Below are 19,913 nucleotides of genomic sequence, written 5' to 3' on the forward strand. Positions count from 1 at the left end.
CGTCACGCCTCCCGCTCCACGCGGATCTCGACCTCGCGCTCGACATAGCTCCATTCCTCGGTCGCGCGCAGCGTGCCGAGCAGCTCGTCGAACAGGCTGACATGCTCGGGAGCGAATTCGAACCAGGTCAGGAAGTCGAAGGGCTGGCCGAGATCGCGCGCATGGTAGAGCTGGCGGGCGATCGCCGGCAGGTAATTCAGCGTGCCTGCGATATGGTGCGACTTGTCCTCGAAGATCTCGCGCCGCTCGTCCTGCGTCAGCTCCCACCATGCTGCATTCTTCCGGATCGGGATCAGCGCGGCATGCGTCGCCTCGCTCCGTCCGAGCCCGGCCTGCACGGCGGCGAGCTGCTCTTTCTCGGCCTTCTCGGTGTAGCGCAGATGGCCGGCGACGCCCGCTAGTCGCCACGAGGTCTGCGACGGCAGCAGCGGCAGCGCGATCGCCTCGCTGGAAATGATCGAGAGCGCCGCGACCTTCGGCAGCGTCTCGCCCTTCACCCGTGCGACCGAAGTAACCTTCCAGCCGCCGCTCTGACCACCTCTGAACGTCGTGAACATGGCACTATCCAACCCCGGAACCGGGAAGGGGGCAAGCATGGATCGGTCACCCTCCACCGTCATTCCGGGGTGTGAATAGCCGGGAGAAGCCAGAGAATCTTGATACTATGAATGCCTCCTCACTATATCGATGACCGATTGACGCCGAACCCTTACGTCCAATGCGCTTCACGCCCGAATTCCTTGATGAGCTGCGTGCCCGGCTTCCGGTTTCGGAAGTCGTGGGCAGGCGCGTCAAGCTCAAGAAGGCCGGGCGCGAATGGAAGGGCCTGTCGCCATTCCAGCAGGAGAAGACGCCGTCGTTCTTCGTCAATGACCAGAAGCAGGCCTGGTTCGACTTCTCGTCCGGGATGAACGGCAACATTTTCGACTTCGTTATGAAGACCGAGGGCGTGCCGTTCCCCGAAGCGGTGGAGCGCCTCGCCGCGATGGCGGGCGTTCCGCTGCCGGCAGCGACGCCCGACGCCGCACGCCACGAACAGCATCGTCGCACGCTGCACGACGTGATGGAACTGGCGACCAAATTCTTCGCCGACTCGCTGGCCGCACGGGGCGGCGCCAAGGCCCGCGGCTATCTTGCCGACCGCGGTATCTCGCCGGCGACGCAACTCCAGTTCCGCATGGGCTACGCCCCGCCGGATCGCTTTGCGCTGAAGGAGCATCTGGGCGCGCAAGGCATCTCAACCGAGGACATGGTGGAGGCGGGGCTCCTGGTCTCCGGCGAGGACAAGCCGGTGCCGTTCGATCGCTTCCGCGATCGCGTGATGTTTCCGATCACGGATGCGCGCGGCCGCGTCATCGCCTTCGGCGGCCGTGCGCTGGAGAAGGACGTTCCGGCAAAGTATCTGAACTCGCCGGAAACCACGCTGTTTCACAAGGGCGACAATCTCTACAATCTGTTCACCGCGCGCCAAGCCGCGCATGACGGCGCGCAATTGATCGTGGTCGAAGGCTATGTCGACGTCATCGCGATGGTGACATCAGGCTTTCCCGGCGCCGTAGCGCCGCTCGGCACGGCGCTGACCGAAAACCAGCTCGCGCTGCTCTGGAAGATGGTGGACGAGCCGATCCTCTGCTTCGACGGCGACCGCGCCGGACAGAAGGCGGCGTATCGTGCTGCGGACCTTGCGCTGCCGCACCTCAAGCCCGGCAAGAGCCTGCGCTTCGCGCTGTTGCCGGAGGGGCAGGACCCCGACGATCTCGCGCGTTCCGGCGGCCGCGGCGCAATCGAGGACGTGATATCGGCCTCGCGCCCGCTCGCCGACATGATCTGGTCGCGCGAGATCGAGGGCGGCAATTTCGCCACCCCGGAGCGCCGCGCCGCGCTGGAGGCGCGGATCGGTGAACTCACCAACGGCATCCATGACGAGGTGCTGCGCCGCTATTATCGCCAGGACATGCAGGAGCGCCTGCAGCGAACCTTCGCGCCCGAGGGCGGCCGCGGCGGCTATGGCCGCGGCAATTTCGGCGGCAGCAAATTCGGCAGCGGTCGTGGCGGCGAATCAGCCCGCGCCTTCGTTCCCCGCAGCGCGGTCCAAGGCAGCCGTTTCGCCCCCAAGGGAGGTATGCCCATCCTGTCGCGTGGGCCCTACCAGGCGGCGAGCCCCCAGCTTGCCAACAGCCCGATCATGCGGGGCCAGCGCAGCGCGATCTCCCGCCGCGAGGCCCTGATCCTGCAATCCCTGATCAACCACCCCTGGCTGCTCCACGATCACCTCGAGGAGGTCGCGGCCCTCGAACTGGCCCACCCCGAGGCCCACAAGCTCCGCGCCGCCATCATTGCGGCGTTCGCCCACGATCATCACCATTCTCCCGACGAGGAGGAACAGGCCGAGAAAATGCGCACCGATCTCGAAGCGGGCGGATTTTCGCAGATTCTTCAAAGAGTTGAGAAGGCGATTACGACCGGAGCGGTGTGGGGCGTCCGGGTCGGCGCGGCGCGAGAGGATGTTTTATCGACCTGGCGCCAACTTGTTGCCTTGCATCAGAAAACCCACGCCTTACTTAGGGAGAAAAAGGACGCTGAGGCGGCTCTGGCTGAAGATTCCAGCGAGGCCAATCTGGCGTGGTTGCAGGATATCCAGGCCCGGATGGCAGAAGCCGACGGGACCGAAGCCCTGATCGAAGGGTTCGGCGAATTATCGGGCCGGTTCCAGCGCAGCGTATAGCAACAAGATTCATGCGGATGACCCTCTTGGCAACCGCAAAAAGACTCGCCAAATCCATGGTTTGGCTGCAAAAACAGGGTTAAGCGAAACTTAATAGCCTCGCGGCTATTTGCAGATGGAAACCTTCGAGACGTGTGCAGGGGTGGCGAGGTTTGCGCCGCCCTTTGCGCGTCGAGAGCTGATCAGGTGAATTTGTGTGGGATGTGCGCGTGCGCCATTTCGCATGACCGCGTTTCGGGAGCTTAGTGAATGGCCACCAAGGCAAAGACGCTGCAGGTTAAGGACAAGGAAAAGGACGACAAGGCAGCCGATGCTCCTGAGAAGGATGCCGCTGACGCGCCGTCGCCGTTGCTCGACCTGTCGGATGCCGCGGTGAAGAAGATGATCAAGCAGGCCAAGAAGCGCGGCTTCGTGACCTTCGATCAACTCAACGAAGTGCTCCCCTCCGACACCACCTCGCCCGAGCAGATCGAGGACATCATGTCGATGCTCTCCGACATGGGCATCAACGTCACCGAGGCCGAGGATAGCGAGGGCGAGGACGAGAAGGACGACGGCGACGACGAGACCGACAACGAACTCGTCGAGGTCACGCAGAAGGCCGTCACCGAGGTCAAGAAGTCGGAGCCCGGCGAGCGCACCGACGATCCCGTGCGCATGTATCTGCGCGAGATGGGCACCGTCGAACTGCTCTCCCGCGAAGGCGAAATCGCCATCGCCAAGCGCATCGAAGCCGGCCGCGAGGCGATGATCGCGGGCCTCTGCGAAAGCCCGCTGACCTTCCAGGCCATCATCATCTGGCGCGACGAACTGAACGAAGGAAAGATCTTCCTTCGCGACATCATCGATCTCGAAGCCACCTATGCCGGCCCGGAATCCAAGGGCGGCATCAATCCGAACCTGATCGGCAACAACGGCGGCGAGGGTGCCACCGAGGTCAACGGCAATGGCAACGGTGCTGAAGGCGCCGCGCCCGCGCATGTCGCGCCGCCGGCCGCGCCGCCGTCGCCGACCCCGTTCCGCGCCGCACCCGCCGGCGGTGAGGTCGAGGGCGAGGAAAAGGATCCGGGCGAGGCCGCGGCCGAATCCGACATGGACGATGACGAGTTCGAGAACCAGATGTCGCTCGCCGCGATCGAGGCCGAGCTGAAGCCGAAGGTGGTCGAGACCTTCGACAAGATCGCATCCGAATACAAGAAGCTGCGCCGCCTGCAGGAGCAGGACATCGCCAACCAGCTGCAGAGCGAGTCGCTGTCGCCCTCGCAGGAGCGCAAGTACAAGAAGCTGAAGGACGAGATCATCGTCGAGGTGAAGTCGCTGCGCCTCAACCAGGCCCGCATCGATTCGCTCGTCGAGCAGCTCTACGACATCAACAAGAAGCTGGTCTCCTTCGAGGGCCGGCTGCTTCGTTTGGGTGACAGCCACGGCGTCGCCCGCGACGACTTCCTGCGCAACTACCAGGGCTCGGAGCTCGATCCGCGCTGGCTCAACCGCGTCTCCAAGCTCTCGGCCAAGGGCTGGAAGAACTTCGTCCATCACGAGAAGGACCGCATCAAGGAGCTGCGCCACGAGATCCAGTCGCTGGCCGCGCTCACCGGGCTCGAGATCGGCGAATTCCGCAAGATCGTGCACGGCGTGCAGAAGGGCGAGCGCGAGGCCCGTCAGGCCAAGAAGGAGATGGTGGAAGCCAACCTCCGTCTCGTGATCTCGATCGCCAAGAAGTACACCAACCGCGGCCTGCAGTTCCTCGACCTGATCCAGGAAGGCAACATCGGCCTGATGAAGGCGGTTGATAAATTCGAGTACCGCCGCGGCTACAAGTTCTCGACCTACGCCACCTGGTGGATACGGCAGGCGATCACCCGTTCGATCGCCGACCAGGCGCGCACCATCCGCATCCCCGTGCACATGATCGAGACGATCAACAAGATCGTCCGCACCTCGCGCCAGATGCTGAACGAGATCGGCCGCGAGCCGACCCCGGAAGAGCTCGCCGAGAAGCTCGGCATGCCCCTGGAGAAGGTCCGCAAGGTCCTCAAGATCGCCAAGGAGCCGTTGTCGCTCGAGACCCCGGTCGGTGACGAAGAGGATTCGCACCTCGGCGATTTCATCGAGGACAAGAACGCGATCCTGCCGATCGACGCCGCGATCCAGTCGAACCTGCGCGAGACCACCACGCGCGTGCTGGCTTCCCTCACCCCGCGCGAAGAGCGCGTGCTGCGCATGCGCTTCGGCATCGGCATGAACACTGACCACACCCTGGAAGAGGTCGGCCAGCAGTTCTCGGTGACGAGAGAGCGCATCCGCCAGATCGAAGCCAAGGCCCTGCGCAAGCTGAAGCATCCGTCGCGGTCGCGGAAGCTGCGGAGCTTCCTCGACAACTGATCGGACATCGATCCAAAGCAATGCGGCGGGCCTCAGCCCGCCGTTTTTGTTTTTGATGGAGCGCGTCGATCTCAACCGTCGGCGCCCGCGGCCGCCCCTCTGCCCACTCTCTCCCGCAAGGGGAGTGGGGTGCCGCTTGCTCTGCTGCTGTTGATTGGGCGGACGAGCCGCCGCAGCGCCTACTTCTTCTTCACCCCGACCCGCTCGAGCGTCTTGATCCCGAGCGCCGGGCGGCCGGACTTTTCCGCGATCTCGCGGTCCTGCTCCATGATGAAGCCGCGCGCCGGCTCGTCGCCGTCGAGCCCGCCGAGCAGTTCGGCCGGCACGCGGCGGTTGGAGCGCTGCGAGCCGTCTTCATAGACGACGTTGAAGAAGGCGAATTCGGCTTTGGGATTGGTCCCGGGTTTCTTCGGCATGCGCGGCTTGTCGTCAATCGGCGCGCCCAAGTCAAAGCAAATCGCACAGGCGACTGCGCTGATCTGCCTTGCGCAATCGGCCCAAAAAGGCCTTGCGCGGCGCCGCTCGATCACGCGCGCGGGCGGCGGCTGGTGTGCCACGAGGTTAACCGATGATTTTCGGATCGGCCGACGGATGACAATTTTCTGACGATCGGTACTTGCGCCGTCGCGATCTATTCGCGTATGAGGCGTATCTCGCCAGCTTGCAACCTGTATCTCCAAGAGCGATCCCCCAATGTCCAACGCCACCCTCGAGGCCAACAAGGCGCTCGTGCTCGCGCATTATGAGGCCGTGACCAATCGCTATGACCCCGATGCGGTGCGCACCCAGCTTACGCCCGATTTCTTCGACCATTCGATGGGGAAGATGATGAACGCGGACGAGGTGATCGCGCGCATGACCCCATTGAAGGAAGCCTTCGCCAATCTGTCCGTGGTCGCCGAATGCCTGGTCGCCGAACGCGACATGGTTGCCGGCCGCTTCATCTGGCGTGGCACGCACCGAAGCCCCTGGCGCGGTATCCCGCGCACCGGCAAGCACGTCGAATTTCGCGGCATGACTTTCTGGCGCATCCGCGACGGCAGATTTGCGAACGCTGGGCGGAGATCGATTTTGCGGGGCTGGAGCGGTATCTGAGGGCTGAGGATGGCTTTTGACCGTCGCGTCGGACGCATGGCATGATCCGCAGCGGGTGGCTCTTCCGGGAAATCAATATGCTCAAGCTTCGATGGTTTGTCCTTTTCGGCGCGCTTGTCGCAGCGTCTCCCTCCTACGCCGCGCGTTGCGGCGGCCCTTTCGGCAGCTTCGTGCAGTCGTTCTCGCAGGATGCCGCCGCGGCCGGCATCTCGCAGGATGTGATCTCGACGGCACTTGGCGGCGTGACGGAGGATGGCGGGGTGCTCGCTTTCGATCGGCGGCAGCGCTACACCTTCAACAAGACGTTCGAACAGTATGTCTCGACCCGGGTCGGTCCCGGCCGCATCAATGGCGGGCGGGCGATGTTGCAAAGGCATGCGGCGCTGTTGTCGAGAATCGAGCAGCAGTTCGGCGTGCCCAGGCAGATCCTGGTCGCGATCTGGGGGCTCGAGACCGATTTCGGCAAGGGCGACATGGGCAAGCTGCCGGTGATCCGCACGCTCGCAACGCTGGCGCATGATTGCCGCCGCTCCGACCTGTTCCAGGGCGAACTGCTCGCCGCACTCAAGATCGTGCAGCGCGGTGACCTTCGTCTGAACGACCTGATCGGCGCCTATGCCGGCGAGATCGGCCAGACGCAATTCCTGCCGTCGTCCTACATCAAGTATGGCGTCGATTTCGATGGCGACGGCCGTGTCGATCTGCGCCACTCGGTGGCCGACGTGCTGGCCTCGACCGCGAACCTGCTGCACACCAACGGCTTCAAGATGGGCGCGCCCTACGGCGAGGGCAGCGCCAATTTCGAGGCGATGCGCGAGTGGAACAGGGCGGTGATCTACCGCAAGACGATCGGGTATTTTGCGGATCAGCTGGTTGGGCGGTGAGGGACGTCATTCCGGGATGGTCCGAAGAGTCGGACCCGGAATCTCGAGATTCCGGGTTCTCATTTCGCGAGCCCCGGAATGACGTTTGAGAGAGTTCGGCGGCATGGAAACGATCGGCAGCCAGAAGATCTGGTCGTTCTTCGACCGCAGGGGATGCCAGATCGCGAAGAACACCGCGGTCCGGCAGGGGCCGGGTCATCGCGTCGGCTCGTACCTCGAGCTCGCTACCAAGATCGCCGAGCTGCAATTCCTCAACCGCGACCATGTGTTGCTGTTTCGCGGCCAGGGCGCCGACCACAGGAACGTCAAGCGCAATTCGTCCCTTAAGCCGACGCTGTTCCGCGGCATCAACGGCAATCCCGATCGGGCCACGCTGGTGGCGCGGTTCGCGGCGCTGCAACGCGCCGAGCGATTCCTGGTCGCTGATTATGCCAAGGCCAAGCTGCTCGGCGTCGAGCGGCTGAAGCGGCATCGCATCCTGCGCTGGTCGATCCTGCAGCACTACGAGGTCTGCGAAACGCCGCTGCTCGACGTCACCCATTCGATCCGGATCGCTGCGTCCTTTGCCTCGCTCGCCGGGACAGCGACCGCCTTCCTCTATGTGTTGGGCGTGCCGAATCTGAGCGGCGCGATCACCGCGAGCGCCGAGGCCGGCCTGCAGATCGTACGGCTCTCCAGCGTCTGCCCGCCCTCCGCGGTGCGGCCGCACATCCAGGAAGGCTATCTGCTCGGTGAATACCCCGACATGGCCGGCTACGAGCAAAGGGAGAACTATTTTCCCTACGAGATGGATTTCGGCAGGCGGCTGGTCGCGAAATTCTCGTTCTCGCCGGCCTCGTTCTGGAAGAACGACGACTTTCCGCAGGTAGCGCGAAGCGCGCTGTATCCCTCGGAGAAAAGCGATCCGCTCTATCGCCTGGCGCTCGGGGTGAAGAAGCAGATGGGCGGGTGACACCGAATATTTGGCTACCGGTTATTCGGTGCCGGTCACTTTGCGCCTGCCGCCGCCTTCGCCGCCGCCTTCTCGATCTGCCGCTGCATCACCTTCCAATAGGTGCTGGGGCGGAACCGCTGCAGCAGATCCAGGAAGCGGGCGTCGCTGCCGATCAGGATGCGCGGCCGGTTCTTCTCGATGCCCTCGACGATGTGCATCGCCGCCGCGGCCGGCGATTTCCTGGCCAGCGCGTCGAAGCGCTCGAGCGACTCGGCGCGGCGCGCATTGTCCGTGATGCCTGCGCCGGTGCGGGAGTTGCGCGCGATGTTGGTTGCGATTCCGCCAGGATGCACCACCGAAAGCCTGACCGGGCTGTTCGCCATCGCAAGCTCGTGACGCAGGCTTTCGGAGAAGCCGCGCACCGCAAACTTCGCCGCGCAATAGGCGCTCTGGCCGGGCGGCGCGACGATGCCGAAGATCGAGGAGAGGTTGACGATATGGGCCTCGCGCTGCCGGGCGAGATGCGGCAGGAAGGCGCGCGTGCCGTGCACCACGCCCCAGAAATTGATGTTGAACAGCCACTCCATCTGCGCCTGTTCGAGCTCGTTGAAGTCGCCGAGCAGGGCGACGCCGGCATTGTTGATGACGATGTTGAGCGTGGGATGCGTCGCGCATGCGGTCTCCGCGAACGCCGCGATCTGGGCCGGCTCGCTGACGTCGACGCGATGCACGGTGACCTTGCGCTGGCTCCCCTTGGTGATCTCGGCGGCGGCCGCCTGCAAGCCGGCCTCGTCGCGGTCGGCGAGCGCGAGGTCACAGCCGCGCTGCGCGAGCTCGAATGCCAGCGCGCGGCCGATGCCGCTGGCGGCTCCGGTCACGGCGGCAGTGGATCCACGGATCGCAGTCATGTGGGGCAGCTCCATCCAAATAAAGTACGTGTTCCGCGCTTTTTCTCAGATTGGAACCGAACCATCCAGTGGTTTCACACTTAACATATGATCGTTGGAGCGTTTTAGTGCGAAGTGGATATCGGTTCGCGTGGAGAAACGCGTCGCGACGAGAACCTGGAGCTTCGTTCCGTTTATCGGAACGGAAGCAGCTTCAGTCAATCGGCGATCATTAAGGGAGGCACACCCATGGGACAATCGAGACCCTATCGTGCGAAAGCGTTGGTGGTCGAGGACGACCCGATGCAACGCGAGATGATTGGTTTGCTGCTGGAGGAAAGTGATTTCGACGTCATCGCCTGCGAGAGCGCGGAGGCCGCCGAGCTGGTGCTGCAGAGGACGGGCCGCAAGGTCGTCCTGATGATGACCGATGTCCAGCTTGCCGGGCACATGACCGGTGTCGAGCTCGCACACGCCGCGAAGAAGTACAATCCCGACCTCGAGGTGATCGTCACCTCGGGCCGGCCGCTGCGGCAGCGCCTGCCGGAAGGGGCGATGTTCTGGGCCAAGCCCTGGGCGCCGCTGGATGTGATCCGCGTCGCCGAGACGAAGGCCTCCGAGCTGCAAGCGGCCGGCGGCCGGTCCTCATAACGAAGTTGTCAGCACGGGCATGCGACGCAGCGCGGCTGCATCGCTTTCGCCCGCAAGGCCGCCGTGATATGGGCGGCGGATGTCCCGCCTGTGGTCGCTCATCGCGCTGGCCTGGTTTGTCCTCGCGGTCACGTCCGCGGCAGCGGAGACGGTGGTCAATTTCCCCTCGCTCGACGGTACGACCGACCTGATCGGTCACCTTACGCGGCCGGAAGGCGAAGCGCCGCGGCCGGCGGTGGTGATGATGCACGGCTGCTCCGGGCTCAACGACAGGAAGGGCCGCATTTTCGCGATCTATCGCGCCTGGGCGCGGGCGCTTGCCGTGCAAGGCTATGTCACGCTTGTCGTCGACAGCGCGACGCCGCGCGGCCTCGGCCAGACCTGCTCGCGCGGGCCCGACAGCCGCAGGATGTGGCATGACCGGCCGAAGGATGCCTATGGCGCCCTGCGATACCTGCAGGCGCAGCCCTTCGTGAAGGCCGACCATGTCGCGCTGATGGGCTGGTCGCAGGGCGGCGGGGTGACCCTCCTCACCGTCAACGACAGGAGCATCGGCCGGCCGGCCGGGCTGACGCAGGATTTCCGGACCGCGGTGTCGTTCTATCCCGGCGCCTGCGCCGACCGCTATCAGTCGAAGCCCTACACGGACGTGGAGCCGAACAGCTGGACCACGAAGGTGCCGCTGCTCGTACTGATCGGCGAGGCCGATGTCTGGACGCCGTTTAAACCCTGCGACGACTTCATCGCCGCGGCCAAGGCGCGCGGCAATCCGGTCGAACTGAAGAGCTATCCCGGCGCCGTGCATGCCTTCGATGCGCCCAATCTGCCGCGCACCGAGCTGCCGCAGTATCGGATGCACGACGGTTCGATCCCGGTGATCGGGACCGACCCTGAGGCGCGCAAGGATGCATTTCCGCGCGTGCTGGACTATCTGAAGATGCATTTGGAATGAGTTTGGGGGTCCGAGATGTCGCTGTCCTTCCTGCTGACCTCGCTGATCGTGGTGGCCTCGCCCGGCACCGGGGTGCTCTACACGCTGGCGGTGGCGCTGACGCGGGGCTCCAGGGCCAGCGTCGCGGCGGCGTTCGGCTGCACGCTCGGGATCGTGCCGCAGATGATCGCGGCGATGCTCGGGCTCGCCGCCATCCTGCACACCAGCGCGATGGCCTTCGCGACGTTGAAATGGTGTGGCGTGGTCTATTTGCTCTATATGGCCTGGCAGGCGCTGCGCGAGAGCGGGGCGCTCGCCGTCGATACCGAGGTCAAGCCGCGCTCGAGCGGGCGGGTGATCGTCACCGCGATCCTGATCAACATCCTCAACCCAAAACTGTCGATCTTCTTCCTTGCCTTCCTGCCGCAGTTCGTCGCCGTCGACGAGCCGCATCCGCTGGCGCGGATGGCCGAGCTCTCGGCGGTGTTCATGGCGATGACATTCGGGGTGTTCGCGATCTACGGGCTGTTTGCGGCCTCGGTGCGCGATCGCATCATCACCAGGCCGAAGGTGATGGCCTGGCTGCGGCGCAGCTTTGCCGCCGGCTTTGCGCTGCTCGGCGCCAAGCTCGCCTTCGCGGAGCGCTGACTCGCGGCCTGGATGCAGGCAACAAAAAAGCAGGCGTTGCGCCTGCGATGTCGGAACCCATTTGCTCGAAGCTCGAGACCGATCTGCCCGTTCCGGGTGCCCGGGCAGGGCTTGAGCCGCTACCCGGGCGAGATCGGACTACTTCTTGGCCTTTTTCGTCTTCTTGGCCTTCTTCGCCTTCTTCGCCTTCTTCGCTTTCTTAGCCATAGTATCCTCTCAGGGTTAAATGGATTGAACGCGACTCCGAGGCATGCTTGGCGGAGGGCCAGCCTCGCAACATCCTCGATAGCAAACTCAGCAGATTCGCTGGCGGCTGCCGTGGGCTGTCACGCCGCTGTCATTACGTTATCCACAGCTGTTATGCGTTTTCGACGTGTTTTCGCGACATTCCACATCACGTCGGCGCCAGGCACCATCGCCCGCATCATGCTTAACGGTGCGCAAACGCGCGGCGGCGCGCCGTCTTCATCAATTCAAAACCACGGCATGGATTGCCGGGTGACGGGTCAGAGTCCGTTAAGCGGCGCGGCCGCATCCTGTCCGCAAGACAACGGGGATTGTCATCGGAGGAGCGCCCTAAGGGCGGGCGGTGGATTGCAGGGGAGGCGAGGCCGCAGCGGTCTCGGACAGATTGGATGTTGAGCGTTCCGACGCTTTGGACGGTGTTCGTCATCAATTTTCTCGCGCTCGGCCTGATCTGGGCCTACGTCACGCACAGCTATCCCGCATTCGGCGCGGCGCGATTCTGGACCGGCTCGGCCTTCGCCGCGGCCGCTGGCGCGGCCATCGCAATGCTCCGCGTGGTGTTGACGGACTCGCTCCTCCCGCTGATCGTCGCCGGCACATTGCTGATCCTTGCCGCATGTCTCGCCGAGATGGGCGTCCGGTGCTTCTACGGCCGTCCCGTCACCTGGCGCGGTACCGCGCTGCTCTCGGGCCTGACCTTCGCCGGCCTCGGCGTCTTCGTCTTCGCCTATGACAGCATGCCGGCCCGCGTCGTCATCTACACGGCCGCGCAGATCACGCCGATGGCGCTCACGGTGAAGCTGCTGCTGGCGCCGGCTAACGGACGCGTCACCCCGGGCGCCAGGCTTGCGACCATCGTCGCCACCATGATCATCGGCATCTATGCGCTGCGCCTTGTCGGCGTCCTGGTCGAGCCGGCCGATTTCTCCTTCGTGCACTTCAACGCCGGCCAGTCGCTCGTCATCCTGCTGTTGGTATTCCTGTCGATGGCGCTGAATTTCGGCTTCCTGTTGATGGCAATGGACCGGCTGCGCAGCGAGGTCGCGGACCTCGCGCTGCTCGACGACCTCACCGGCGTCGGCAACCGCCGCCATCTGGTGCAGCGGCTCACCGAGGAATGCGCGCGCTCCGACCGCAGTGGCGATCCGTTCGCGCTGCTGGTGATCGATCTCGATGGCTTCAAGGGCATCAACGATACCCACGGCCACGCCGCGGGCGACGCCTGCCTGCAGCATTTCACCCTGATGGCGCAGACCCGGCTGCGGGCCGGCGACATGCTGGCCCGCACCGGCGGCGATGAGTTCTGCATCGTGCTGCCGTCCTCGACGCTGCGCGAAGGCGCGATGATCGCCCGCCGCGTGCTGGAAGTCGTCCGCGCCGATGCCGAACAGTGCACCGGCGGCGACATCCCGATCGCGGTCTCGATCGGGGTCGCGCAATGGAGCCGCGAGATCGGCCTGCATCCGGACCGCCTGATCGCCGCCGCCGACCACGCGCTTTACGACGCCAAGAAGGGCGGCAAGAACGGCTATTCGACCTACGAGCCGGGAGCGCCCCCGCTCGCGCCCGACATGACCGATCTTCCGGAGAGCGCGCTGCGCCGGAGCGCCTGAGCGTGCTATGGCGTAGCGGCACTGGATCTGTCCGCATGACGCTCCGCCCGCTTGCCGCCCTCTTCGCACTCTTCTTGTCTTCGTCCGCCTTCGCCGAAACGCCGGATCTCGCGGCCATCGCGCGCTCGCCGGGCACGCCCGGGATTCCCGGGCTGAGGATGGTCTGGCTGTCGCCCTGGGGCGACGTTGCCAGCGCCCATCCATGGCGCAACATCATCGTGCACCAGACCGAGGGGCCGGCCGGATCGGCGCGGTATGGCGCCGAGGCGCAGCACAAGAACCCGACCCGGCGCGGCGTCATGGTCTGGGTCGAGACCGACGGCACGGTCTATTGGGCGGTCGCGGACAATCTGATTCCGACCCACACCGACGGCGCCGACCGCAACGACAACAAATATATCGACAACAGCAAGACCTATCACCAAGTGAACAAGGACACGTCGATAGGCGTCGAGTTCGCCGGCAATTACCCCGATGTCACGCGCGGGCCGACCGACGCCCAGATCGCGGCCTGGCGGATCCTGGTGAAGGTGCTGCGCGCGCGTTACGACATCCCGCTCGACCACGTCTACGCGCACAACTGGATTGACTTCAAGGATGCCCGCTATTGCGAGGGCTGCGCGCTCGCGACCATGGCGCGGGAATGGGGCGAGTAGGGCCCCTACTCATTGAACTCCGGGCGCCCGCTTTTGGGGACGAAGCGGAAACTCGACCCGGCAGGCATGGGGTCACTGAACGCTATTCGTGCGGCGCTGAACATTCTTGCGCAGATCAGGCGCTTCAACGATGGTGCGGGCGAGCAACTGATCATGCTAAGAATTGGGGCCCATGTCGGGCCGTGCTTGGCGGTAACGTTGAACGAACGGCTCGATTATTTCGGTCAATCAGTCAACCTAGCGTCGCGCCTACAGGGCTGGCGGCGGAGAACGAGATCTATCTGAGCGACGAAATGTACGACTCGACGGGCGCTGCCGATTTGCTGGCGGAGATGCATTTCGGCTCAAAGATCGTTCGCGTGAAAGGCATAGAGCGCGAGATCGCAGTTCACGCATTGCGCAGCCGGCATCCGAACCAGCTGTAGAGACACGTCAAGTCCGGCAGTATGTGTTGCAGCGCCAAGGTCCGCCATTGGCCCCTTGCGACCATTTGCGCGGCACCGGAAAAAGCCTGAAGTTGAGTGGGGAGCGGAAGTCATCCGTGGGGCTCAAACCGACGCTTATGACCACAGCGGACATCGCGTCGTCGATGTGCAATATTATGTTCCCGGGGGGAAGGTCGGATGGCCAGGCTGCGAACCTTGCTGTCGATTGTCGGTACGCAGGGTGCGAGGGGAATGACCATCGCGCTTTGCATCGGCGTCTTCGTTCCGGTGATTTGGCCGGGATTGGGCACGGCCCTCAGGCCGAGCCTCCCGTTGATGATAGCAATTTTCCTTGTCAATGCGTTTGCGCAGCTCGATCTAAGCTACGCAAAGCAAAGCCTCACGCGGCCAACGAGGTTGCTGACCGCAACGGCCTGGGCGATGCTGGCTATTCCTGCCCTGTTCTGGGCGTTCCTGAACACTGTCGGCCGAGATCGATTTGATCCCGATTTTGTTTTGTCGCTGAGCTTGCAGGCTGGGGCCGCACCGATCATGGCCACCCCGGCGGTTGCTCTTGTGCTGGGCATCGACGTGACCTTCGCGGTTCTGCTTTTGCTCGCCACGATGTCGATCCAACCATTCACTGCGCCCATTTTGGTAAGCTGGGTTGCCGGGACGACAATCCCGATTGACGGCTTTGTTCTCGGCCGCAACCTCTTCGTGATGATCGGCGGTTCGGCTCTGGTTGCGGCAGGTTTGAGGTTGTGGCTCGGTCGCGCTCGTGTCGAGGCGTATCGCAGCGAACTCGCCGGTATCAACCTTATAGCTTTTACGCTGTTTGCTCTTGCGATGTTCGATGGCGTCGTGTTGAAGCTCTTCGCGGAGCCGATCCTGCTGCTTGGTCTCTCTGCGGTCGCCTTTTTTGTCGCTCTTGGCAGTCTCTTAATCGCGATAGTCTCGCTTCGAGCCATGGGAGCCGACGAAGCCTTCGTAACGGGGTTTGCGACGGGCCATCGCAACGTTGGACTTATGGCCGCCGCCCTGTCGGGATCGTCGCTGCCAGAGCTGACGTGGCTCTACTTCGCACTGCTCCAACTTCCGATCTATTTGACGCCTCAGATTGTCGGCGCCTTCGCGGCCGCAAGACGTTCACTTAAGGATCGTGCTTGACCGGAATGCTTTTCGAGCAATGAAAGGAGGATTGCCCATGGTCAATTCGGAACTCACCCCTTCGGTTAGCTATGATCCGAAAGATTTGGAAGGCACGTGGACGCTTGTTTCCGTCGTAACCGAGCGGGACGGCAAAAGATTCGACGCTTATGGCCCAAATGCAAAGGGCCATCTGGTGTTCGATTCGATCGGGCGATATTCAATCATCTTCATTTCCGGTGGCCTCCCGAAGTTTGCGTCGGGTAGCCGCTCCAGCCCGACGGCAGATGAGAGCATCGCTGTCGTTTCTGGAAGCTTCGCTCATTTCGGCACTTACGTCGTCGACGAGGTGGACAAGAGTTTCACGTTTCAAGTCGAGCGTGCGACATTGCCCAACTGGGACGGCAAGAACACGAAACGTTCGTTCGGTATCAGGGGTGATGAGCTGCACTTCACAGACCCGCACTCGTCGGGCGGTGGGGTGGCGACAACAATCTTCGAGCGCGCAAAAAGTGCACGCTAGATTTCTGATCCAGGCAACGCGAGGTCTGCTCATGGCCATCTGCGACCTCAGAAAATGTCCGCTCTTTGGTCACTGTTAGGGGTTGACCGGGCATCTTGGCGCGTCGCCGGTTGGGAACTGGCGGAAGCAGCATGCGCTCGCAATCCGTCCTCGCGATAGCAGCCTTGGTCGTCTTGATCGCGCTAGGGGCACTTGTCATCTATGAGTAGGTACCTCATTAGAATCGACTATGGCCAAGCTGACTAAGTCCCTTCGCAAGCAGGCTGACGGCGCAGAGCGCGCGGCAGTCTCGGCCCGCGACCCCGATGTCGCTGATGATTTGCATGCCATGGCCCAAGCCTACCGGGCACAGGCTGACGTAATCAGATCCAAGAAAGAGAAAGGTGACAAGGACGTTTTGAAGCGGCGCTCGAAGCAGTAGGGCTCTGCCTAGTTGGCTGCCTTTTTCGCATGGTCAACTATTGGCGCGAAGCGGCTGACCCGGCATGTCCGCCAGATGTCCGCTCTTTGCGGCTGAAGCGGAAATCCCTAGGACGACACCGGACCGGCCGCCACCGCTAGGCCCGCCAAAACGGCTTTTCGAGTTCGTGGGCGATGTCGCTCCTGGAGACGCCGATATCGTGCAAGTCGCGTTCGGTCCAGCTTGCGAGCTCCCGGCGATAGCGAAAACGCTGCCGCCAGAGATGAAGGATCTCTACGAACGCTCGCACGCGCCGCTCTAACGTTTGGCCCGGCAACTTCTCGTGGAAACCCTTGATATCAGCGGAGATCAGGCGTGTTGAGGCAGATTTCACGGCTTTGTCTCCCTTGTAAGTTCGGGAGAACTGTATCGCTGTGCTGCTGCCAGCATACTGTCAGCAGCGATTGGCATTCTCGGGCCAGACCGAGCCCTCGGCTCCCATCGCGTCGTTTGCGCAGTGCGACATGTCCGATGTTGAGGGCGCACGGCAAGTAACCGCCGTCCTGCGCGGGCTTTTGCAGAGACGCTGAAAGCGCACCGGCTGGCGTCTGTTTCAGCGAAGGAGAACGAATATGAGCATCGCAGGGAAGGTCGTGGCGATCACAGGAGCCAGCAGCGGGATCGGTCGCGCGACCGCGCAATTGCTTGCCGAGCTTGGAGCTACGGTTGTGCTTGGCGCCAGGCGAGAGCAAGCCTTGACCGCGATCGTTGAAGGAATCGCGGCCACCGGTGGAAAAGCAACCTTTCGGGTCACGGATGTGACGCGCCGCGCCGATCTCGAAGCGCTCGTAGCGCTGGCGATTGAACACGGAGGTAAGCTCGACGTCATTGTGAATAATGCCGGAATCGGGCCGATCTCGCGCTTCGACGCTCTCCGTGTCGAGGATTGGGACGCGATGATCGACGTCAATCTCCGCGGGACGCTGTACGGGATCGCCGCCGCGCTACCGGTGTTTCAGCGGCAGGGGTTCGGACATGTCGTCAACGTCATCTCGACAGCCGGCCTCAAACTCCTTCCGACCATGGGAGTTTACGCTGCCACCAAGAACGCCGTGCGGACCGTAAGCGAGGTCCTCCGACAGGAAGCGGGGCCGTATCTGCGCGTCACCGAGGTATCCCCAGGAATGATCGCAACCGACTTCGCGAGTTCCATGACTGACCCCGCCGTGAGGGAAGCCATCGAAAGCCGCGCGAAGGGCATTGCAATCTCGCCGGATGCAATCGCTCGCGGCATAGCCTATGCCATCGAACAGCCGAGCGAAGTCGATGTGGGAAGCATCGTGATCAGGCCCACTGCCCAAGACTAAAACGCTATGAGATAAGGCTGAATCGTCATCGCGCTTTAGCTCTTCGTTTGAGCATGATCTTCTCGGAAAACCGCTACACACTTTTCCGGATCATGCTCTAGCGGATCTGAGCCACTCCGGCTCCAGTGTATGGCGCCGGCACTTTCGAGGCTTGCGACCACCGGCGCGCTTGGCCATCGGAACGAGGCGGGCAGCCGGAGAGGTATCGCTGCGCTCCACCCATCCTACAGGCAAACAAAAAGCCGGCGTTGCCGCCGGCTTTCGTATCTCTCGTCTGGTCGCCGCGCGCTTAGTGCGCAGCCTCCAGCGCTGCTTCCTGCCGGGCGATCGTGCCCTTGACGGCCGACTGCACCTTTTCGAAGGCGCGAACCTCGATCTGCCGCACGCGCTCGCGCGACACGCCGAACTCGGCGGCGAGGTCTTCCAGGGTCATCGGCTCATCCGCCAGGCGCCGCGCCTCGAAGATGCGACGTTCGCGCGGGTTGAGCACGCCGATCGCGCCGTTCAGGGCCTGCCGACGGTGATCGAACTCCTCGCTCTCCGCCATCAAGGCTTCGGCATTGGGCGAGTTGTCGACCAGCCAGTCCTGCCACTCGCCGGCTTCGCCGTCGTCGCGGATCGGGGCATTGAGCGACGCGTCACCGCCGAGGCGGCGATTCATGTCGACAACGTCCTGATCGGTCACGCCGAGGCGCTTGGCAATCAGCTTCACCTGGTCGGGGTGGAGATCACCCTCTTCCAGAGCGGAAATCTTGCTCTTCGCCTTGCGCAGGTTGAAGAACAGCTTCTTCTGGTTCGCGGTGGTGCCCATCTTCACGAGCGACCAGGAACGCAGGATGTACTCTTGTATCGACGCCTTGATCCACCACATGGCGTAAGTGGCGAGACGGAAGCCCTTCTCGGGCTCGAATCGCTTCACCGCCTGCATCAGGCCGACGTTACCCTCCGAGACGACCTCGGAGATCGGCAGACCGTAGCCGCGATAGCCCATGGCAATCTTGGCCACGAGCCTGAGGTGGCTGGTGACGAGTTTATGCGCCGCGTCGCGATCGTCATGCTCGCGCCAACGCTTGGCGAGCATGTACTCCTGCTGGGGCTCCAGCATGGGGAACTTGCGGATTTCGGCGAGGTATCGTGAAAGACCGGATTCTCCGTTGAGAACCGGTAACGTAGCTGTACGGGCCATTCGTGCGCCCTCCAGTGGTTCAGGCCCCCGATAGCGGCGGGCCCGGCAGGCGGCCGCTGGGTTAAAGCCGGCCGCGCTGCGATGTTCCGCGTTGGATATTCAACGCAGGTGCAACATACACTAAACGGTCCGTGATAGGGAAGGATTGCTGACGTCACGTCCCCGTGTGCCAGATATAACCTGTTGTCATACCTTGGCTTTCCAGGAGAGGGTGCGTCATACCGCCGCTGCAAGTGCCCTTTGCAGGAGAAGCAAATCCTCCGGCAACGGCGCTTCCCAGTGCAAAAGTTCCCCGGTTCTGGGGTGTTCCAGAGCGAGCAGGTAGGCGTGCAGCGCCTGCCGGTCCAGCCCAGTCAACGCCGCCTGGGCCTCCGGTCCGAGATGCCCGGCCTTGGTCTTGAAGTGCGGCCCGTAGACGGCGTCCCCGAGCAGGGGATGGCCGATATGGGCGAGATGTACCCGGATCTGATGCGTCCGCCCGGTCTCGAGCTGGCAGGCCAGCAGCGAGGCGACCGGCTTGCCGTCGCGGCCGGCAAAGCTCCCTCGCACCTCGAAATGCGTGATGGCATCCCGACCGCCCTGGCGCACGGCCATCTTCTCCCGCGCGTGCGGGTGGCGGTCGATCGGGGCGTCGACGGTCCCGTGCGGTCGGTTGGGCACGCCCCAGGCAAACGCCATGTAGCCGCGCTGCATCGGTCCGGTGCGGCCATGATCGGCGAATTGAGCGGTCAGCGACTGGTGGGCCTGGTCGTTCTTGGCGACCACCATCAGCCCCGTGGTATCCTTGTCGAGGCGGTGCACGATGCCGGGCCGCCGCACGCCGCCGATCCCGGACAGGCTGGTCCCGCAATGGGCGATCAGCGCATTGACCAGTGTTCCCGTGGCGTGGCCCGCGGCAGGGTGCACGACCAGGCCCTTCGGCTTGTCGATGACGATGATGTCGTCGTCCTCGAATACGATATCGAGCGCGATGTCCTCGCCCTGAGGCTCGGCCGGGGCCGCTTCCGGCACGTCGATTATGATCGTATCGCCCTTGGCGACATGATAAGCGGGGTCGCGGATGGCGGCGTTCTTGACGGTCACGGAACCGGCAAGGATCAGCGCCTTGAGCCGGGACCGCGACAACTCGGGGGTGTGCTGCGCGAGCACGCGGTCGAGCCGCACCGAACCCTCGTCGCCCGCGACGATGACCTCCAGCTTCCGACCGT

At 63.5% G+C, this 19,913-nt stretch carries 21 protein-coding genes; 15 read left to right on the plus strand and 6 right to left on the minus strand.

All coding sequences use genetic code 11. From position 1 onward, the window contains the following. Window positions 1-2: 2 nt before the first annotated feature. Complete coding sequence (locus tag JQ586_RS06580) at window positions 3-557, minus strand: chlorite dismutase family protein (RefSeq protein WP_212393704.1); 555 nt, start codon at window positions 555-557, stop codon at window positions 3-5. A gap of 161 nt (window positions 558-718) precedes the next feature. Between JQ586_RS06580 and dnaG the strand changes: the two genes are divergently transcribed. Both dnaG and rpoD read left to right on the plus strand, forming a co-directional pair. Continuing rightward, entirely contained in the window at window positions 719-2,725 is a 2,007-nt protein-coding gene (gene dnaG, locus JQ586_RS06585) for a DNA primase (RefSeq protein ID WP_212393705.1), read from the plus strand. Between the two features lie 249 nt (window positions 2,726-2,974). Next, window positions 2,975-5,110 (plus strand): RNA polymerase sigma factor RpoD, encoded by a 2,136-nt coding sequence (gene rpoD / locus JQ586_RS06590; RefSeq protein WP_212393706.1) that lies wholly within the window; start codon window positions 2,975-2,977, stop codon window positions 5,108-5,110. Window positions 5,111-5,289: 179 nt separating this feature from the next. Here the strand turns inward: rpoD and JQ586_RS06595 are convergent, their stop codons facing one another. Then, window positions 5,290-5,526: a hypothetical protein gene (locus JQ586_RS06595; RefSeq protein ID WP_212393707.1), complete on the minus strand. Its 237-nt coding sequence runs from the start codon at window positions 5,524-5,526 to the stop codon at window positions 5,290-5,292. 277 nt (window positions 5,527-5,803) lie between these two features. Here JQ586_RS06595 and JQ586_RS06600 point away from each other — a divergent pair, with 277 nt between their 5' ends. From JQ586_RS06600 to JQ586_RS06610, 3 genes are all read left to right on the plus strand, one after another. After that, entirely contained in the window at window positions 5,804-6,205 is a 402-nt protein-coding gene (locus JQ586_RS06600) for an ester cyclase (RefSeq protein WP_212393708.1), read from the plus strand. Window positions 6,206-6,282: 77 nt separating this feature from the next. Then, window positions 6,283-7,089, plus strand: coding sequence for a lytic murein transglycosylase (locus tag JQ586_RS06605; RefSeq protein WP_212393709.1), 807 nt, complete (start codon window positions 6,283-6,285; stop codon window positions 7,087-7,089). A 103-nt stretch (window positions 7,090-7,192) separates the two neighbouring features. After that, entirely contained in the window at window positions 7,193-8,041 is an 849-nt protein-coding gene (locus JQ586_RS06610; protein ID WP_212393710.1) for an FRG domain-containing protein, read from the plus strand. A 35-nt stretch (window positions 8,042-8,076) separates the two neighbouring features. On the opposite strand, the gene JQ586_RS06615 is transcribed toward JQ586_RS06610, so the two are convergent. Beyond that, window positions 8,077-8,931 carry an SDR family oxidoreductase gene (locus tag JQ586_RS06615; RefSeq protein ID WP_212393711.1) on the minus strand — a complete coding sequence of 285 codons (855 nt, stop codon included), beginning with the start codon at window positions 8,929-8,931 and terminating at the stop codon, window positions 8,077-8,079. A 228-nt stretch (window positions 8,932-9,159) separates the two neighbouring features. Between JQ586_RS06615 and JQ586_RS06620 the strand changes: the two genes are divergently transcribed. The 9 genes from JQ586_RS06620 to JQ586_RS06660 all read left to right on the plus strand — a co-directional run bounded on the left by JQ586_RS06620 (window position 9,160) and on the right by JQ586_RS06660 (window position 16,173). Further along, window positions 9,160-9,561 (plus strand): response regulator, encoded by a 402-nt coding sequence (locus JQ586_RS06620; RefSeq protein ID WP_212393712.1) that lies wholly within the window; start codon window positions 9,160-9,162, stop codon window positions 9,559-9,561. Between the two features lie 79 nt (window positions 9,562-9,640). Continuing rightward, window positions 9,641-10,513 (plus strand): dienelactone hydrolase family protein, encoded by an 873-nt coding sequence (locus JQ586_RS06625; RefSeq protein ID WP_212393713.1) that lies wholly within the window; start codon window positions 9,641-9,643, stop codon window positions 10,511-10,513. 15 nt (window positions 10,514-10,528) lie between these two features. Further along, entirely contained in the window at window positions 10,529-11,140 is a 612-nt protein-coding gene (locus tag JQ586_RS06630) for a LysE family translocator (protein WP_212393714.1), read from the plus strand. A 635-nt stretch (window positions 11,141-11,775) separates the two neighbouring features. Then, the gene (locus tag JQ586_RS06635) at window positions 11,776-12,999 is read left to right on the plus strand and encodes a GGDEF domain-containing protein (protein WP_212393715.1); all 1,224 of its coding nucleotides are present in this window, start codon (window positions 11,776-11,778) and stop codon (window positions 12,997-12,999) included. A 35-nt stretch (window positions 13,000-13,034) separates the two neighbouring features. Further along, window positions 13,035-13,655 carry a peptidoglycan recognition family protein gene (locus JQ586_RS06640; RefSeq protein ID WP_212393716.1) on the plus strand — a complete coding sequence of 207 codons (621 nt, stop codon included), beginning with the start codon at window positions 13,035-13,037 and terminating at the stop codon, window positions 13,653-13,655. Window positions 13,656-13,721: 66 nt separating this feature from the next. Next, window positions 13,722-13,940 (plus strand): adenylate/guanylate cyclase domain-containing protein, encoded by a 219-nt coding sequence (locus JQ586_RS41465; RefSeq protein ID WP_212393717.1) that lies wholly within the window; start codon window positions 13,722-13,724, stop codon window positions 13,938-13,940. A 338-nt stretch (window positions 13,941-14,278) separates the two neighbouring features. Beyond that, window positions 14,279-15,250 carry a hypothetical protein gene (locus JQ586_RS06650; RefSeq protein ID WP_212393718.1) on the plus strand — a complete coding sequence of 324 codons (972 nt, stop codon included), beginning with the start codon at window positions 14,279-14,281 and terminating at the stop codon, window positions 15,248-15,250. Between the two features lie 37 nt (window positions 15,251-15,287). After that, window positions 15,288-15,752 (plus strand): lipocalin-like domain-containing protein, encoded by a 465-nt coding sequence (locus JQ586_RS06655; RefSeq protein ID WP_212393719.1) that lies wholly within the window; start codon window positions 15,288-15,290, stop codon window positions 15,750-15,752. 229 nt (window positions 15,753-15,981) lie between these two features. Continuing rightward, window positions 15,982-16,173, plus strand: coding sequence for a hypothetical protein (locus JQ586_RS06660; protein ID WP_212393720.1), 192 nt, complete (start codon window positions 15,982-15,984; stop codon window positions 16,171-16,173). Window positions 16,174-16,309: 136 nt separating this feature from the next. On the opposite strand, the gene JQ586_RS06665 is transcribed toward JQ586_RS06660, so the two are convergent. Beyond that, the gene (locus JQ586_RS06665) at window positions 16,310-16,546 is read right to left on the minus strand and encodes a DUF1127 domain-containing protein (protein ID WP_409334563.1); all 237 of its coding nucleotides are present in this window, start codon (window positions 16,544-16,546) and stop codon (window positions 16,310-16,312) included. 238 nt (window positions 16,547-16,784) lie between these two features. On the opposite strand from JQ586_RS06665, the gene JQ586_RS06670 reads away from it, so the two are divergent. After that, on the plus strand, window positions 16,785-17,519 hold the full coding sequence (locus tag JQ586_RS06670; RefSeq protein ID WP_212393721.1) for an SDR family oxidoreductase: 735 nt from the start codon (window positions 16,785-16,787) through the stop codon (window positions 17,517-17,519). 289 nt (window positions 17,520-17,808) lie between these two features. Here the strand turns inward: JQ586_RS06670 and rpoH are convergent, their stop codons facing one another. After that, window positions 17,809-18,705 carry an RNA polymerase sigma factor RpoH gene (gene rpoH, locus JQ586_RS06675; protein ID WP_021077401.1) on the minus strand — a complete coding sequence of 299 codons (897 nt, stop codon included), beginning with the start codon at window positions 18,703-18,705 and terminating at the stop codon, window positions 17,809-17,811. 216 nt (window positions 18,706-18,921) lie between these two features. Further along, window positions 18,922-19,902: an RluA family pseudouridine synthase gene (locus JQ586_RS06680; protein WP_212393848.1), complete on the minus strand. Its 981-nt coding sequence runs from the start codon at window positions 19,900-19,902 to the stop codon at window positions 18,922-18,924. Window positions 19,903-19,913: the final 11 nt, after the last annotated feature.

This window comes from Bradyrhizobium jicamae (assembly GCF_018130215.1).
GTDB classification, from domain to species: domain Bacteria; phylum Pseudomonadota; class Alphaproteobacteria; order Rhizobiales; family Xanthobacteraceae; genus Bradyrhizobium; species Bradyrhizobium jicamae_A.

Bases quoted from the DNA above. Each gene is read 5' to 3' on its own strand.
- JQ586_RS06595 (WP_212393707.1), bottom strand. From the start codon at position 5,526: ATGCCGAAGAAACCCGGGACCAATCCCAAAGCCGAATTCGCCTTCTTC.
- JQ586_RS06655 (WP_212393719.1), top strand. From the start codon at position 15,288: ATGGTCAATTCGGAACTCACCCCTTCGGTTAGCTATGATCCGAAAGAT.
- rpoD (WP_212393706.1), top strand. From the start codon at position 2,975: ATGGCCACCAAGGCAAAGACGCTGCAGGTTAAGGACAAGGAAAAGGAC.
- dnaG (WP_212393705.1), top strand. From the start codon at position 719: ATGCGCTTCACGCCCGAATTCCTTGATGAGCTGCGTGCCCGGCTTCCG.
- JQ586_RS06610 (WP_212393710.1), top strand. From the start codon at position 7,193: ATGGAAACGATCGGCAGCCAGAAGATCTGGTCGTTCTTCGACCGCAGG.
- JQ586_RS06660 (WP_212393720.1), top strand. From the start codon at position 15,982: ATGGCCAAGCTGACTAAGTCCCTTCGCAAGCAGGCTGACGGCGCAGAG.
- JQ586_RS06600 (WP_212393708.1), top strand. From the start codon at position 5,804: ATGTCCAACGCCACCCTCGAGGCCAACAAGGCGCTCGTGCTCGCGCAT.
- JQ586_RS06615 (WP_212393711.1), bottom strand. From the start codon at position 8,931: ATGACTGCGATCCGTGGATCCACTGCCGCCGTGACCGGAGCCGCCAGC.
- JQ586_RS06640 (WP_212393716.1), top strand. From the start codon at position 13,035: ATGACGCTCCGCCCGCTTGCCGCCCTCTTCGCACTCTTCTTGTCTTCG.
- JQ586_RS06620 (WP_212393712.1), top strand. From the start codon at position 9,160: ATGGGACAATCGAGACCCTATCGTGCGAAAGCGTTGGTGGTCGAGGAC.
- JQ586_RS06670 (WP_212393721.1), top strand. From the start codon at position 16,785: ATGAGCATCGCAGGGAAGGTCGTGGCGATCACAGGAGCCAGCAGCGGG.
- JQ586_RS06580 (WP_212393704.1), bottom strand. From the start codon at position 557: ATGTTCACGACGTTCAGAGGTGGTCAGAGCGGCGGCTGGAAGGTTACT.
- JQ586_RS41465 (WP_212393717.1), top strand. From the start codon at position 13,722: ATGGGGTCACTGAACGCTATTCGTGCGGCGCTGAACATTCTTGCGCAG.
- JQ586_RS06625 (WP_212393713.1), top strand. From the start codon at position 9,641: ATGTCCCGCCTGTGGTCGCTCATCGCGCTGGCCTGGTTTGTCCTCGCG.
- JQ586_RS06630 (WP_212393714.1), top strand. From the start codon at position 10,529: ATGTCGCTGTCCTTCCTGCTGACCTCGCTGATCGTGGTGGCCTCGCCC.
- JQ586_RS06605 (WP_212393709.1), top strand. From the start codon at position 6,283: ATGCTCAAGCTTCGATGGTTTGTCCTTTTCGGCGCGCTTGTCGCAGCG.
- rpoH (WP_021077401.1), bottom strand. From the start codon at position 18,705: ATGGCCCGTACAGCTACGTTACCGGTTCTCAACGGAGAATCCGGTCTT.
- JQ586_RS06650 (WP_212393718.1), top strand. From the start codon at position 14,279: ATGGCCAGGCTGCGAACCTTGCTGTCGATTGTCGGTACGCAGGGTGCG.
- JQ586_RS06635 (WP_212393715.1), top strand. From the start codon at position 11,776: ATGTTGAGCGTTCCGACGCTTTGGACGGTGTTCGTCATCAATTTTCTC.